Annotated in this window: 12 protein-coding genes; 9 read left to right on the forward strand and 3 right to left on the reverse strand. The window is 53.8% G+C overall.

Going from position 1 to position 15,670, the window contains the following annotated elements; translation table 11 throughout:
* Positions 1-52 precede the first annotated feature (52 nt).
* Positions 53-2,605: a peptidoglycan glycosyltransferase/peptidoglycan DD-transpeptidase MrcA gene (mrcA, locus tag BN2591_RS14970; protein WP_162494955.1), complete on the forward strand. Its 2,553-nt coding sequence runs from the start codon at positions 53-55 to the stop codon at positions 2,603-2,605.
* A gap of 78 nt (positions 2,606-2,683) precedes the next feature.
* Here mrcA and nudE read toward each other — a convergent pair whose 3' ends face one another.
* Complete coding sequence (gene nudE, locus BN2591_RS14975) at positions 2,684-3,244, reverse strand: ADP compounds hydrolase NudE (RefSeq protein WP_017459845.1); 561 nt, start codon at positions 3,242-3,244, stop codon at positions 2,684-2,686.
* Between the two features lie 316 nt (positions 3,245-3,560).
* On the opposite strand from nudE, the gene BN2591_RS14980 reads away from it, so the two are divergent.
* The 5 genes from BN2591_RS14980 (at position 3,561) to pckA (ending at position 9,697) form a co-directional block, all read left to right on the forward strand.
* On the forward strand, positions 3,561-5,699 hold the full coding sequence (locus BN2591_RS14980) for an intracellular growth attenuator family protein (RefSeq protein WP_086872708.1): 2,139 nt from the start codon (positions 3,561-3,563) through the stop codon (positions 5,697-5,699).
* A gap of 60 nt (positions 5,700-5,759) precedes the next feature.
* Positions 5,760-6,437: a GMP/IMP nucleotidase gene (yrfG, locus tag BN2591_RS14985; RefSeq protein WP_086872853.1), complete on the forward strand. Its 678-nt coding sequence runs from the start codon at positions 5,760-5,762 to the stop codon at positions 6,435-6,437.
* Positions 6,437-6,838, forward strand: coding sequence for a ribosome-associated heat shock protein Hsp15 (gene hslR, locus BN2591_RS14990; RefSeq protein WP_086872709.1), 402 nt, complete (start codon positions 6,437-6,439; stop codon positions 6,836-6,838). The genes yrfG and hslR overlap by 1 nt, the downstream gene beginning before the upstream one ends.
* 24 nt (positions 6,839-6,862) lie before the next feature.
* The gene (gene hslO / locus BN2591_RS14995) at positions 6,863-7,741 is read left to right on the forward strand and encodes an Hsp33 family molecular chaperone HslO (protein WP_086872711.1); all 879 of its coding nucleotides are present in this window, start codon (positions 6,863-6,865) and stop codon (positions 7,739-7,741) included.
* A 336-nt stretch (positions 7,742-8,077) separates the two neighbouring features.
* The gene (gene pckA, locus BN2591_RS15000) at positions 8,078-9,697 is read left to right on the forward strand and encodes a phosphoenolpyruvate carboxykinase (ATP) (RefSeq protein WP_086872713.1); all 1,620 of its coding nucleotides are present in this window, start codon (positions 8,078-8,080) and stop codon (positions 9,695-9,697) included.
* Positions 9,698-9,741: 44 nt separating this feature from the next.
* Here the strand turns inward: pckA and envZ are convergent, their stop codons facing one another.
* Together envZ and ompR are read right to left on the reverse strand one after the other, a co-directional pair.
* Positions 9,742-11,094, reverse strand: a complete 1,353-nt coding sequence (gene envZ / locus BN2591_RS15005; protein WP_017459527.1) for a two-component system sensor histidine kinase EnvZ — start codon at positions 11,092-11,094, stop codon at positions 9,742-9,744.
* Positions 11,091-11,810, reverse strand: coding sequence for an osmolarity response regulator transcription factor OmpR (gene ompR, locus BN2591_RS15010; protein WP_001157751.1), 720 nt, complete (start codon positions 11,808-11,810; stop codon positions 11,091-11,093). The genes envZ and ompR overlap by 4 nt, the downstream gene beginning before the upstream one ends.
* A 227-nt stretch (positions 11,811-12,037) precedes the next feature.
* Between ompR and greB the strand changes: the two genes are divergently transcribed.
* The 3 genes from greB (at position 12,038) to feoA (ending at position 15,668) form a co-directional block, all read left to right on the forward strand.
* On the forward strand, positions 12,038-12,511 hold the full coding sequence (gene greB / locus BN2591_RS15015) for a transcription elongation factor GreB (RefSeq protein ID WP_017459528.1): 474 nt from the start codon (positions 12,038-12,040) through the stop codon (positions 12,509-12,511).
* 95 nt (positions 12,512-12,606) lie between these two features.
* Positions 12,607-14,946: a Tex family protein gene (locus tag BN2591_RS15020; protein ID WP_086872715.1), complete on the forward strand. Its 2,340-nt coding sequence runs from the start codon at positions 12,607-12,609 to the stop codon at positions 14,944-14,946.
* A 494-nt stretch (positions 14,947-15,440) separates the two neighbouring features.
* A complete protein-coding gene (feoA, locus tag BN2591_RS15025) occupies positions 15,441-15,668 on the forward strand; it encodes a ferrous iron transporter A (RefSeq protein WP_017459530.1) in 228 nt (75 codons plus the stop codon).
* Positions 15,669-15,670 lie beyond the last annotated feature (2 nt).

Genomic DNA, 15,670 nt, shown 5'->3' on the forward strand with positions numbered 1-15,670 from the left:
ACCGCGCGGTTGTTTATAAACTGCCCAAATGACTCTAAATGGGAAATCTCCAGTGAAGTTCGTAAAGTATTTATTCATCCTTGCAGTATGTTGCATTCTGCTGGGAGCAGGCTCGATTTACGGTCTGTACAAATATATTGAGCCACAGCTACCTGACGTCGCCACGCTGAAAGACGTGCGGCTACAAATTCCAATGCAGGTCTATAGCGCTGATGGCGAATTGATCGCGCAATATGGCGAAAAGCGCCGTATTCCGCTGACGCTGAATCAAATCCCGCCTGAAATGGTTAAAGCGTTTATCGCCACGGAAGATAGCCGTTTTTATGAACATCACGGTGTCGACCCGGTGGGGATTTTCCGCGCTGCCAGCGTGGCGATGTTTTCCGGACGTGCGTCGCAGGGCGCAAGTACGATTACCCAACAGCTGGCACGTAACTTTTTCTTAAGCCCGGAACGCACGCTGATGCGCAAGCTCAAAGAGGTGTTCCTGGCGATCCGCATTGAACAGTTGTTGAGCAAAGATGAGATCCTTGAGCTTTATCTCAATAAGATCTACCTCGGTTACCGCGCGTACGGCGTGGGCGCTGCGGCGCAGGTTTACTTTGGGAAATCGGTCGATCAGTTAACGCTGAGTGAAATGGCAGTGATTGCAGGTCTGCCAAAAGCACCGTCTACGTTTAACCCGCTCTATTCACTTGATCGCGCTACCGCGCGCCGTAATGTTGTGCTGGCACGTATGGAGAGCGAAGGCTACATCACCGAGCAGCAGTATGACCAGGCGCGCAGCGAAGCTATCGATGCCAATTACCATGCGCCGGAAATCGCTTTTTCCGCACCTTACCTTTCCGAAATGGTGCGCCAGGATTTGGTCAATCGCTATGGCGATAAAGCCTACGAAGATGGCTACCGCGTTTACACCACCATTACCCGCAAAGTGCAGCAGGCCGCGCAGGCCGCCGTGCGTAATAACGTGATGGATTACGACATGCGCCACGGTTATCGCGGCCCGTCGAATGTGTTGTGGAAAGTGGGTGAAGCGGCGTGGGACAGTAAAAAAATCACCGATTCGCTGAAAACGCTGCCGACTTACGGCCCGCTTTCGCCAGCAGTCGTGACCAGCGCCAATCCACAAGAAGCGACGGCGATAATGGCTGATGGCACATCGGTCTCTTTGCGCATGGAAGGTATGCGCTGGGCGCGTCCGTATCGTTCCGATACGCAACAAGGCGCGACGCCGCGCAAAGTCACCGACGTGGTGCAGACCGGGCAGCAGATTTGGGTTCGCCAGGTAGATGACGCGTGGTGGCTGGCGCAGGTGCCGGATGTTAACTCCGCGCTGGTTTCCATCAACCCGCGCAACGGTGCCGTATTGGCGCTGGTTGGCGGCTTCGATTTTAACCAAAGCAAGTTTAACCGCGCGACACAGGCGCTGCGCCAGGTAGGTTCTAACATCAAGCCGTTCCTTTACACCGCGGCAATGGATAAAGGCCTGACGCTGGCGAGCATTTTGAATGATGCGCCAATTTCCCGCTGGGATGCAGGCGCAGGCTCCGACTGGCGACCGAAAAACTCGCCGGATGAGTATGCCGGGCCGATTCGTTTACGTCAGGGTTTGGGGCAGTCGAAAAACGTGGTGATGGTGCGTGCAATGCGCGCAATGGGCGTGGATTATGCGGCAGAATATCTGCAGCGTTTCGGCTTCCCGGCGCAAAACATTGTTCATACCGAATCGCTGGCGCTGGGCTCTGCTTCCTTTACGCCAATGCAGGTCGCCCGTGGTTATTCGGTGATGGCGAACGGTGGTTTCCTGATCGATCCGTATTTCATTACCAAAATCGAAAACGATCAGGGCAATGTGCTGTTTGAAGTCCGTCCGAAAGTCGCCTGTGCCGATTGTGATATTCCGGTGATTTACGGCGATACGCCGAAATCGAACGTGCTGGAAAACAAAGACATGGAAAACGTCGCTACCTCACAAGAGCAGCAAAACGCGGCGGTACCGCAGCCACAGCTTGAGCAAGCCAACCAGGCGCTGGTGCAAAGAAGCGGTGCCGAAGAGTACGCGCCACATGTTATTAGCACTCCGCTGTCGTTTTTGATCAAAAGCGCGCTCAACAGTAACATTTTTGGCGAGCCCGGCTGGCAGGGTACAGGCTGGCGCGCAGGTCGTGACCTCAAACGCAATGATATTGGCGGTAAAACCGGGACCACGAACAGTTCGAAAGATGCCTGGTTCTCAGGCTATGGTCCAGGTGTGGTGACCTCTGTCTGGATCGGCTTTGACGATCATCGCAGGGATTTGGGGCGTACTACCGCCTCCGGCGCGATTAAAGATCAGATTTCCGGCTACGAAGGCGGCGCGAAAAGCGCACAACCTGCCTGGGATGCGTATATGAAAGTCGTGCTGGATGGGGTTCCTGAAGAGCCATTAACGCCGCCGCCAGGCATAGTAACGGTGAATATCGACCGCAGCACCGGCCAACTGGCGAACGGGGGTAGCAGCCGCCAGGAGTACTTTATTGAAGGGACGCAGCCAACGCAGCAAGCCGTCCATGAAGTGGGCACCACGTTAATGGATAACGGTGAGTCTCACGAGCTGTTTTAACTCTGCGCCGGGCTTGTCCCGGCTGACAGTTAGCAAAAAGGGCGCGAATGCGCCCTTTTCATTTATTGTTCTGTGCGTTCAGAGCCGACCCTGACCTTTCAGCCATTCGCGAACCAAAAACAGGGCGCTGACATTGCGGGCTTCGTTGAAATCAGGATCTTCCAGCAGGTCCATCAAGTGCTTCAGCGGCCAGCGTACCTGCGGTAATGGTTCTGGTTCATCACCCGGCAGCGATTCAGGATAGAGATCTTCTGCCACGACGATGTTCATTTTGCTGGAGAAGTAAGATGGCGCCATACTGAGTTTTTTCAGAAAAGTAAGCTCTTTTGCGCCAAATCCGACTTCTTCTTTTAGTTCACGGTTCGCCGCTTCGTATATACTCTCACCTGGATCGATAAGCCCCTTGGAAAATCCCAGCTCGTAGGATTCAGTACCAACCGCATATTCACGGATCAGGATCAGATGATCGTCCACAATCGGCACAATCATCACGGCTTCGTGCGTAGAGGGACGCATACGTTCATAAACACGGCGCACGCCGTTACTGAATTCCAGATCCACACTTTCTACGTTAAAAAGTCGTGAAGACGCGACCGTTTCTACGTTAAGAATGGTGGGTTTTTGCAATGATTCGCTCATTATTATCGGTCTTTGCAGAGAAACTTTCGTTATTGTGCGACACTACGCACTGTTTGGGCAATGTACTTTGCCGCTAATTTACATTCTTGCAACCTCTTCGAAATCAATTCCCAATTTGACCCAAAAGTCAATAGCTTGAAATAAAACTAAGAATTTGCTGATATTCCCGTTAGGGTGGTTTTGCTATTCTCTTTGACATTGGTATGCGCTTAAAAATACTCAAGTTAATTGCTTGCTTAAAAGGCCAACCACATTAGATTGTTACGGGAAGGGTGCAACTGACTACACCTGTTAGAAAAAGTAAGATGGGGAAAGCATGAGCACCATTTTGATTTTTTTCGCTGCTATGCTGGCCTGCGCATTCCTCGCCGGATGGATTTTCAGGTTCAGGTCGCAACGTCGGTATCGACTGCCTTATTTACAGGCATTCACCGGCGCGACGACCCGTAAATTGACACCTGAAGAGCGTGAAACAGCGGAACGCTATCTGGAAACGCTCTCCCGTACGCAAAACAATCTCGCCCCGACGGGTGCGACAGCCGCTCCTGTTTCCATCAGTCTTAACGCACATAGCAACACGGTGTTGTATGTCACGCACTCGATCACCCGCTATGGCATCACTACTGACGCCCCGAATAAATGGCGCTACTACCTTGATTCCGTCGAAGTTCACTTGCCCCCTTCCTGGGAGCAATACATAACTGATGAGAACAATGTTGAACTTATCCGCACCGACTCAATGCCGCTGGTCATCTCGCTTAATGGGCACACGCTTAGCGAATATATGCATGAAGAGCGCGGAGGCGAACTTGAGCGCGTATCGCCGAGCCAATCCGCGATCCGTGGCGAAGAGAGCGAGCAAATTGAGCTGCTGAATATTCGCCGCGAAACGCCGGAAGAGTACGCATTAAGCCGCCCGGATGGCATGCGCGAGGCGCTGTTGATTTCAGTCTCGTTTCTGCTGTTTTTCTTCTGTCTGGCCTCGCCTGATGTCTTTATCCCGTGGCTGGCGGGCGGCGGCGTGATGTTGCTTGCCGCCGGGCTCTGGGGGTTATATGCGCCACCGGCTAAAAACACACTGCGGGAGATCCATTGTCTGCGTGGCACGCCAAAGCGCTGGGGGCTGTTCGGTGAGAATAATCAAGAGCAAATGAATAATATCTCGTTAGGTATTATCGACCTGATTTATCCGCGTCACTGGCAGCCCTTTGTCACCCAGGATTTGGGCCAGCAAACCGATATTGATATCTACCTTGATCGCCACGTTGTGCGCCAGGGACGTTTTCTCTCCCTGCACGATGAAGTGAAAAATTTCCCGCTGCAACACTGGGTGCGCAGCGCGGTCATTTCCACCGGTTCGCTGGTGGTGCTGGCGATGTTGTTGATTTGGGTGCCGCTGGATATGCCGATCAAATTTACGGTGTCGTGGATTAAAGGCGCGCAGACCGTTGAAGCCAGCAGCGTGAATCAGCTTGAAGCCGCCGGGTTGCGGATTGGTGACACATTGCGCATCAGCGGCACCGGCATGTGTAATATTCACATGCAAAATAACTGGACCTCGCGCCAGACGTCGCCCTTTACGCCGTTTGACTGCTCGCAAATTATCTGGAACAACGCCCCACCCCTGCCGTTGCCAGAATCCGACATTGTGAACAAAGCCACCGCGCTTGCTCAGGCGGTCAGCCGCCAGCTTCATCCCACTACCGAAGAAGATTCCCGCGTGAGCCCGGTTCTGCGCTCAGCCATTCAGAAGTCCGGCATGGTACTGCTGGATGACTTCGCCGATATCGTACTGAAAACCCAGGATTTGTGCGCCGCCGAAGATGAGTGTCTGCGGTTGAAAAATGCACTGGTCAACCTCGGAAACAGTAAAGATTGGGAGACGCTGACCAAACGCGCCAGCGACGGGAAACTCACCGGCGTGAACGTCTTGCTGCGCCCGGTAAGCGCCGAGTCGCTGGATAATTTGGTCACCACATCCACCGCGCCATTCATTATGCGGGAAACCACCCGTGCCGCGCAGGCGCTGAACAGCCCGGCACCGGGCGGTTTTGTGATTAGCAGTGAAGAAGGTAGCGAGCTGGTTGATCAACCCTGGCCGCCGATTGCGCTGTATGACTACCCGGCGCAGGAACAATGGAATGAATTTCAGCGGCTGGCACAAATGCTGATGCAGACGCCGTTTCGCGCGGAAGGGATCATTACCAATATTTATACCGATGCAAACGGCACCAAACACATCAGCCTGCATCGCATGCCGGATGCCAGTGGTCTGTGGCGTTATGCGGGAACCACACTTTTGCTGGTCGCGATGGTGATTTGCAGCCTCTACAACGGTGCGCTGGCGCTGCGTCGTTACCAGCGCAATCGCACACGTATCGAAGAGATTCAGCAGTATTACGCAAGCTGTCTGAACCCCCAGTTTCTGCCCACCCAGGATAGCCTCAGCAGCTAACGATCTGTCGTGCGAGCTGTGTTAACCTGTCGCGCACGTTTTCTCTGGCTGGAGTTTTTAATGCACCTTGATATCGCATGGCAGGACGTCGATACCGTTTTGCTGGATATGGACGGCACGCTTCTCGATCTCGCGTTTGATAACTTCTTCTGGCAAAAACTGGTGCCGGAAACCTTTGGCGTCAAACAAGGCTTAACGCCAGAAGAAGCGCAGAACGTTCTCCGCCAGGAGTATCACGCTGTGCAGCATACGCTAAACTGGTACTGTCTGGATTACTGGAGCGAACGCCTGGGCCTGGATATTTGCGCCATGACCACCCAGCAGGGGCCGCGCGCGGTGCTGCGTGAAGATACGGTGCCATTTCTGGATGCGTTACAAAAAAGCGGTAAACGCCGCATTTTGCTGACCAATGCGCACCCGCATAATCTGGCGGTCAAACTTGAGCACACGGGGCTTGCGTCGCACCTTGATTTATTACTTTCCACCCATACATTTGGTTATCCGAAAGAGGATCAGCGCCTGTGGCAGGCTGTCGCGCATGAAACCGGGCTTAATCCTGAACGGACGTTGTTTATTGATGACAGCGAACCGATTCTAGATGCGGCGGCGAAATTTGGCATCCGTTATTGCCTGGGCGTCACCAACCCGGATTCAGGGCTGGCGGAAAAGCATTATCTGCGCCATCCAGGCACTAATGACTACCGCGGCCTGATCCCTTCACTTCTCAAGGAGATGTGATGAAACAGCAGCCTGCACAAGAGGTTCGTCTGGATAAGTGGCTGTGGGCCGCGCGTTTTTATAAAACCCGCGCCCTGGCCCGCGAAATGGTTGACGGCGGCAAAGTGCATTACAACGGGCAGCGCAGCAAGCCGAGTAAAATCGTCGAACTGAACGCTACGATCACGCTGCGTCAGGGAAATGATGAGCGAACCGTCATCATTAAAGGCATTACGGAGCAGCGCCGACCGGCAAATGAAGCTGTCGGGCTGTATGAAGAGACGGCAGAAAGCATCGAGAAACGCGAAAAAATGGCGCTAGCCCGCAAACTTAACGCGCTCACCATGCCCCACCCCGATCGCCGCCCGGATAAGAAAGAACGTCGCGATCTAATAAAATTTAAATTGGGTGATAGCGAATAACGCTCACCCGCAAGAGAGATAATCATGGCCATTCAAGACCAATTACACCGCTATCTTTTTGAAAACTACGCTGTTCGCGGCGAGCTGGTGACCGTTTCCCATACCTGGAAACAGATCCTCGAAAACCATAACTATCCGCTGCCGGTAAAAACGGTGCTCGGCGAGTTGCTGGTCGCTACCAGTCTGCTGACCGCAACGCTGAAATTTGCCGGTGATATCACCGTGCAGTTGCAGGGTGATGGCCCGATGAGCCTTGCGGTGATCAACGGCAATAATCGCCAGCAAATGCGCGGTGTGGCGCGTGTTCAGGGCGATGTGCCGGAAAATGCGGATCTGAAAACGCTGGTGGGTAACGGTTATTTGGTTATCACGATTACGCCGGAAGAGGGCGAGCGTTATCAGGGCGTTGTAGGTCTTGAAGGCGATACGCTGGCGGCCTGCCTGGAAGATTACTTCCTGCGTTCAGAACAGCTGCCGACACGCTTGTTTATCCGCACCGGCGAGGTTGACGGTCAGCCCGCAGCGGGCGGTATGCTGCTGCAGGTATTACCGGCGCAGGAAACGCAGGCCGACGATTTTGAGCATCTGGCCGTGCTGACAGAAACCATCAAAGCGGAAGAGTTGCTGACGCTGGCGGCGGAAGATGTGCTGTGGCGCTTGTATCACGAAGAGGAAGTCACGCTGTACGATCCGCAAGATGTGGAATTCAAATGCACTTGTTCCCGTGAGCGTTGCGCGGGTGCGCTGAAGACGCTGCCGGATGAAGAAGTGGACAGCATCCTCGCGGAAGAGGGCGAAATCGATATGCACTGCGATTATTGCGGTAGCCACTATCTGTTCAACGCGATGGATATTGCCGAGATCCGCAACAACGCTTCTCCTGCCGATCCGCAGGTGCATTAATCCCTTCCCCTACGCCGCCTGCGGGCGGCGCTTTTGCATGACTCGTCACGTTTCCGCTAAAATCCTCAATGAAAGTGTTACGTAACTTACTTTCATGAAAGCGATTACAGTCACAAAGCCGCGGTTAAAAATGTCGTCTTACGCCATTTTTGGAACATTTACCCCATAAATGAGGCTATTTTTGCCATAATCCGTCTCGTTACGTGACCACAATCACAGTGTTTTCCGTCAGTCTGGGTTTGTCGAGTTAGGTAAATCTATGAGCCTCGTCCCGGTAAGCGGGTAAAAAACAACCCTACAATTTCAGGCAGTACATATTGGCTAAGGAGCAGTGACATGCGCGTTAAGAGCTTAACCCCGCAGGATCTCAAGGCTTATGGTATCAACGATGTTCAGGATGTCGTCTACAACCCCGATTACGATACGCTGTATCAGGAGGAGCTCCGTCCAGACCTGGAAGGATATGAGCGTGGAGTGCTGACGAATTCTGGTGCTGTCGCCGTCGACACCGGTATTTTTACCGGCCGTTCGCCGAAAGATAAGTATATTGTGCGGGATGACACCACCCGCGATACCGTGTGGTGGTCCGATAAGGGCAAAGGCAAGAACGACAACAAGCCGATCTCGCCTGAGATCTGGCAACATCTAAAAGGCCTGGTCACCAGGCAGCTTTCCGGCAAGCGACTGTTTATTATTGACGCGTTTTGCGGCGCAAACCCGGACACGCGTCTCTCGGTGCGTTTTATCACCGAAGTAGCCTGGCAGGCGCACTTCGTGAAGAACATGTTCATTCGCCCGACCGAAGAAGAACTGGCAAGCTTTACGCCAGACTTTATCGTGATGAATGGCGCGAAGTGCACCAACCCGCAATGGCAAGAGCAAGGTCTCAACTCGGAAAACTTTGTCGCTTTTAATCTCACCGAACGCATCCAGCTGATTGGCGGAACCTGGTACGGCGGCGAGATGAAAAAAGGCATGTTCTCCATCATGAACTACCTGCTGCCGTTGCAGGGCATCGCCTCAATGCACTGTTCAGCAAATGTCGGTGAAAAAGGCGATGTTGCGGTGTTTTTCGGCCTGTCCGGCACCGGTAAAACCACCCTCTCTACCGACCCGAAACGCCGCTTGATTGGCGACGATGAACACGGCTGGGATGATGACGGCGTCTTCAACTTCGAAGGCGGTTGCTACGCCAAAACCATTCGGCTTTCGGAAGAGGCAGAACCGGATATCTTTCACGCCATCCGTCGCGATGCGCTGCTGGAAAACGTCAGCGTCCGCGCCGACGGCAGCATTGACTATGATGATGCGTCGAAAACAGAAAATACCCGTGTGTCGTACCCGATTTACCATATTCAGAACATTGTTAAACCGGTTTCCAAAGCAGGACATGCGACAAAAGTGATCTTCCTGACGGCGGATGCTTTCGGCGTACTGCCGCCGGTTTCACGCCTGACCGCCAGCCAGACGCAGTACCATTTCCTTTCCGGTTTTACCGCTAAACTTGCCGGAACCGAACGCGGCGTCACCGAGCCGACACCGACCTTCTCTGCCTGTTTTGGTGCCGCGTTTTTATCGCTGCATCCAACGCAATACGCGGAAGTGCTGGTGAAAAGAATGCAGGCCGCCGGAGCGCAAGCGTATCTGGTCAATACCGGCTGGAACGGCACCGGTAAACGTATCTCGATCAAGGACACGCGGGCGATTATCGACGCGATCCTTGATGGCTCGCTGGACGATGCGGAAACCTTTACCCTGCCAATGTTCAACCTGGCAATTCCAACCTCGCTGCCCGGCGTGGATACGCGCATTCTCGACCCACGCAACACCTACGCTTCTGTGGAGCAGTGGCAGGAGAAAGCCGCGCAACTGGCAACGTTGTTTATTGAAAACTTCGAGAAGTACACCGATACCGCCGCCGGTGCCGCGTTAGTCAGTGCCGGGCCAAAAGTGTAATTTGGCTACGCAAGAGAAACAAAACCCGCCAGATGGCGGGTTTTTTATGCTTCTTTATTCTGCCCGCTCAGCCGGGCAATCGGGATCGGCAGCCAGGCGCGAATACAGAGCCCGCCCCGCTCGCTGGTGCCCAGTTCAAGAATGCCGTTATGGTTATCCACAATACGCTGCACGATCGCAAGCCCGAGGCCCGTACCGCTGGTGCTGCGCGCGCTGTCACCGCGAACAAACGGCTGGAACAGATGTTCGCGCTGCTCCGGTTTGATGCCCGGGCCGTCATCTTCGACCTGGAACCAGGCACGATTGTGCTCGGTGCCGCTGCTGACTTTGATCCAGCCATTGCCATAGCGCGCCGCGTTAACCACCATATTGGCAACCGCACGTTTAATAGAAAGCGGGTGCATACGCACGAAAATCTCGCTCTCTTTCAAGCCGGTATCAATTTCACGCTCGTAGCCACTTTCCGCCGCGATGACTTCGCCAAGCACCGCGTTCAGTTCAGCCACTTCCATCGGCATTTCCTGCCCGGTACGCAGATAATCAATAAACTGCTCGATAATCGCGTTGCACTCTTCAATATCTTTGTTAATTGATTCAGCGAGATAGCCATCCTCTTCCGCCATCATCTCCGTCGCTAAGCGAATACGCGTGAGCGGCGTACGCAGATCATGACTGACACCCGCCATCAATAACGTACGATCGTCGGCAAGCTGCTTAACCCCGGCTGCCATCTGGTTAAAGGCGCGGGTGACCGAGCGCACTTCCGATGCGCCATATTCACGCAGCGGCGGCGGAATATGCCCTTTCCCCACCTTCAGCGCGGCGTGTTCCAGGTCAACAAGGGGGCGGTTCTGAATACGGATAAACAGCCAGGCACCGCCTATCGCCAGCAGCATAATCGCCAGCGTGTAACGGAACAGCGGGGAGAAATCGCCCTGATGGATTTCGGTCAGCGGTACGCGCACCCAGATATTGGGCGACAGCCAGGTTTTCAGCCACACCACCGGCGAGCTTTTATTCACCTCGACGCGCACTTCGGTCGGGCCGCCAAGCTGCTGCGCCATTTGCTGACTTAAGAATTCATAATGCTGCGCCCAACGCAGACCGGCGTCTTCCGCGGCCTCGTTGGAGTAAAGCGAAATGCCCAGCTCGCGGTAAATCTCGCGGCGAAACGCCGGAGGCACCACCAGCTGCGTGCCGTCCTCCAGTTGCAGCTTATCGGTCATCAACATACGCACTTCGTACGCGAGAACCTTATTAAACTGCTGGAGGCTGGGCAGAATGGCGAAGTTCAGCACCACCAGGTAGGTCGTCACCAGGCTGGCGAACAGCAAGGTGACGATGAGTAACAAAGTGCGGGCAAATGAACTTCGCGGCGAGAAACGCACTCGCATCATGCTTTAGAGCCGTCCGGCACAAACACGTAGCCCAGACCCCAAACTGTCTGAATATAACGAGGATGTGCCGGATCTTCTTCCACCATGCGGCGCAAGCGTGAGATCTGCACGTCAATAGAACGCTCCATCGCCGAATATTCACGGCCGCGCGCCAGGTTCATCAACTTATCGCGCGATAACGGCTCACGCGGATGGCTGACCAGTGCTTTCAGCACTGCGAACTCACCGCTGGTCAACGGCATCGGTTCATCTTCGCGGAACATTTCGCGCGTACCCAGGTTCAGCTTGAACTTACCAAACGCAATCACCGCTTCTTCCTGAGACGGCGCGCCCGGCAGTTCATTCGCCTGGCGGCGCAGCACAGCGCGAATACGCGCCAGCAGCTCACGCGGGTTAAACGGTTTTGGAATATAATCGTCGGCACCAATTTCCAGACCCACAATGCGGTCCACTTCTTCGCCTTTCGCCGTCACCATAATAATCGGCATCGGGTTGCTCTGGCTGCGCAAACGGCGGCAGATAGAAAGGCCATCTTCGCCTGGCAGCATCAGATCCAGCACCATCAGATGGAAAGATTCACGGGTTAACAGACGATCCATCTGCTCAGCGTTAGCCACGCTGCGAACCTGGAAGCCCTGCTCGGTAAGGTAACGCTCAAGCAATGCGCGCAGGCGCATGTCGTCATCCACGACCAGAATCTTATAATTCTCTTGCATTGTTTATACTCCCAAAGGTTCCGACAATAATGTTTCCGTATTCTAGAAAAGTGCGCGTTCACGACCAGCGAAATCTGGTATACATTCTAGTCGAAATTGTTACAAAGCATATTTAACAGCAGCTTATATGCATATGTCATCACAGAAAGCATGATTAATCTGCACCTTACACGGTCCCGTTTGTAAAGTGTGTGCAGGCAAGAACGTCACGGAAATAAGGCTCAAGAATGAAAACGCCCCTGATTACCCGCGAAGGTTATGAAAAACTGAAGCAGGAACTCGATTTTCTCTGGCGTCAGGAGCGCCCGGAAGTCACCAAAAAAGTCACCTGGGCGGCCAGCCTCGGCGACCGTAGCGAAAACGCCGATTATCAGTACAACAAAAAACGCCTGCGCGAGATAGACCGCCGCGTGCGCTATCTCACCAAATGCCTGGAAAATCTCAAAATCGTTGATTACTCGCCTCAGCAGGAAGGCAAAGTCTTTTTTGGCGCATGGGTGGAAATCGAAAACGACGACGGCGATACACTGCGTTTTCGCATCGTTGGTTATGATGAAATTTTTGGCCGCAAAGATTACATCTCTATCGATTCGCCAATGGCGCGCGCCCTGCTCAAGAAAGAGGAAGGCGACGTGGCGGTAGTGCAAACGCCCGGTGGTGAAGCGACCTGGTACGTTAATCAAATTGAATACGTGAAATAACCCCCAGAACCGTCTGAGAAGCCCTGTGCGGCTGGCATTTTGCGATGCCAGTCCGTATAACTATCCCCTGATTTTTGTTCAGAAGATGAAATGACATGATGAATGATTCGCTCTGCCGCATTATTGCGGGTGAACTTCAGGCACGAACCGAACAGGTGGAATCCGCCGTTCGCCTGCTTGATGAAGGGAATACCGTGCCGTTTATCGCACGCTATCGTAAAGAGGTCACCGGCGGTCTGGACGACACGCAATTGCGTCAGCTCGAAACCCGCCTTGGTTATCTGCGCGAGCTGGAAGAGCGCCGCCAGGCGATTCTGAAATCGATTGGCGAACAGGGCAAACTCAGCGATGAGCTGGCAAAAGCCATTAACGGTACGCTGAGCAAAACCGAGCTTGAAGATCTCTACCTGCCATATAAGCCAAAACGCCGAACGCGCGGGCAAATCGCCATCGAAGCCGGGCTGGAACCGCTGGCTGATTCCCTCTGGAATGATCCGTCGCAAGATCCCGAAACGCTGGCCGCAACGTTTGTCGATGCCGATAAAGGCGTCGCCGACAGCAAAGCGGCACTGGATGGCGCGCGCTATATCCTGATGGAACGCTTCGCGGAAGATGCCGCGTTGCTGGCAAAAGTGCGTGACTATTTGTGGAAAAATGCCCATCTCGTCTCCACCGTGGTTAGCGGGAAAGAGGACGAAGGTGCCAAATTCCGCGACTATTTTGATCATCACGAACCAATTTCGACAGTCCCTTCGCACCGCGCGCTGGCGATGTTTCGCGGGCGTAACGAAGGCGTGCTGCAACTGGCGCTGAACGCCGATCCGCAGTTTGATGAGCCGCCCAAAGAGAGCCACTGCGAGCAAATTATTATCGACCACCTCGGCCTGCGCCTGAACAACGCGCCAGCAGACAGCTGGCGCAAAGGCGTGGTGAGCTGGACGTGGCGGATCAAGGTATTGATGCACCTGGAAACAGAGTTGATGGGGACCGTGCGCGAACGCGCGGAAGACGAAGCCATCAATGTTTTCGCCCGTAACCTGCACGATCTGCTGATGGCAGCACCCGCCGGGCTGCGCGCGACGATGGGCCTCGATCCGGGCTTGCGTACCGGTGTGAAAGTCGCGGTGGTGGATGCCACCGGCAAACTGGTCGCCACCGACACCATCTATCCGCATACCGGGCAAGCGGCAAAAGCGGCAATGGTCGTCGCGGCATTGTGCGAAAAACACCATGTTGAGCTGGTGGCGATTGGTAACGGCACCGCATCGCGCGAAACGGAACGTTTCTACCTTGATGTGCAGAAACAGTTCCCGAACGTGACCGCGCAGAAAGTGATTGTCAGCGAAGCGGGCGCATCGGTTTATTCCGCTTCCGAGCTGGCGGCGCTCGAATTCCCGGATCTGGATGTTTCATTGCGCGGGGCGGTCTCCATCGCCCGTCGTTTACAGGATCCGCTGGCGGAGCTGGTGAAAATCGATCCGAAATCTATCGGTGTCGGCCAGTACCAGCACGATGTTAGCCAGACGCAACTGGCGCGCAAACTGGATGCAGTCGTCGAGGATTGCGTAAACGCCGTCGGCGTTGATCTGAATACTGCCTCGGTGCCGCTGCTGACCCGCGTTGCCGGTTTAACCCGTATGATGGCGCAGAACATTGTCGCCTGGCGCGATGAAAACGGTCAGTTCCAGAACCGCCAGCAGTTGCTGAAAGTGAGCCGTCTGGGGCCGAAAGCCTTTGAACAGTGCGCGGGTTTCCTGCGTATTAACCACGGCGACAACCCGCTGGACGCCTCCACCGTTCACCCGGAAACCTACCCGGTGGTGGAACGTATTCTGGCGGCAACCGAGCAGTCACTGCGCGATCTGATGGGCAATAGCGCGGAGTTGCGCAAACTGAAAGCCAGCGATTTTACCGATGCACAGTTCGGTGTACCGACAGTGACCGACATCATTAAAGAGCTGGAGAAACCGGGGCGCGACCCGCGTCCGGAGTTTAAAACCGCGACCTTTGCCGAAGGCGTGGAAACGATGAATGACCTGCTGCCGGGCATGGTACTCGAAGGCGCGGTCACCAACGTAACTAACTTTGGCGCTTTCGTTGATATCGGCGTGCATCAGGATGGTCTGGTGCACATTTCATCGCTGGCGGATAAGTTCGTTGAAGATCCGCATACCGTGGTAAAAGCGGGCGATATCGTGAAGGTCAAGGTGCTGGAAGTGGATTTACAGCGCAAACGAATCGCGTTGACCATGCGTCTGGACGAGCAGCCAGGCGACACCAGCGCTCGTCGTGGCAACGGCAACAGCAGCAACCGCGATAACGGCAATCGTAATGCTGCGCGCCCGGCGAAAGCGCCACGCGGTCGCGACAGTCAGCCGGGCGGCAACAGTGCGATGATGGATGCACTCGCTGCGGCAATGGGTAAAAAACGTTAATATTTCCCCCTCCCTTCATCGGGAGGGATTTTTTTCTGCAAACATTGTCGAAAAAGCCCCAATTAAAACTGCCGATTGATAAAAGAAGTGCATTTAACTTGTTATTTCGCCTGGTATTTACTCTTCAAAATTATTAACTAATCACGCCCAATATTTAATTGCGCTATTGGTATCTGCGTTATTTTTCTTACGCGGCGTATATTACAAATATGAAACAAGCATTAACTTTGTAAAATAAAAATTATCTTTTTAACTCGGCGGTAATATTTTCTGGTTTTACCCAGGCAATACACAACCCAACAAATTTTTGAGCTACGTCAAAAGAGACTCAAATTATCAATTCTGCTCCCGGCAAACGCATTTTTATGATTGATGATAAAAACTATTCTCATTATCATTGGTTCAGTAGATTATTTCTCCACTCCTTCGATGACGAACAGTGCGCCAGACGGCGCGTGATAACTCTTGGCTCGCAGCGTAAATAAGTAGGCTCTATGCAATTCTCTCCAGACAGTGCGTGGAAAATTACCGGTTTCTCCCAAGAAATAAGCCCGGCCTGGCGGCAGAAACTCCTGTCATTAGGGATGTTGCCCGGTTCCTCTTTTAATGTGGTTCGCGTCGCCCCTTTGGGTGACCCGATTCATATAGAAACCCGCCGCGTTAATTTAGTGTTACGGAAAAAAGATCTCGCGTTCCTCGAACTGGAAGCGGTTTCTCGTTAATC

This window comes from Kosakonia pseudosacchari, from assembly GCF_900184035.1.
Lineage (GTDB): Bacteria > Pseudomonadota > Gammaproteobacteria > Enterobacterales > Enterobacteriaceae > Kosakonia > Kosakonia pseudosacchari.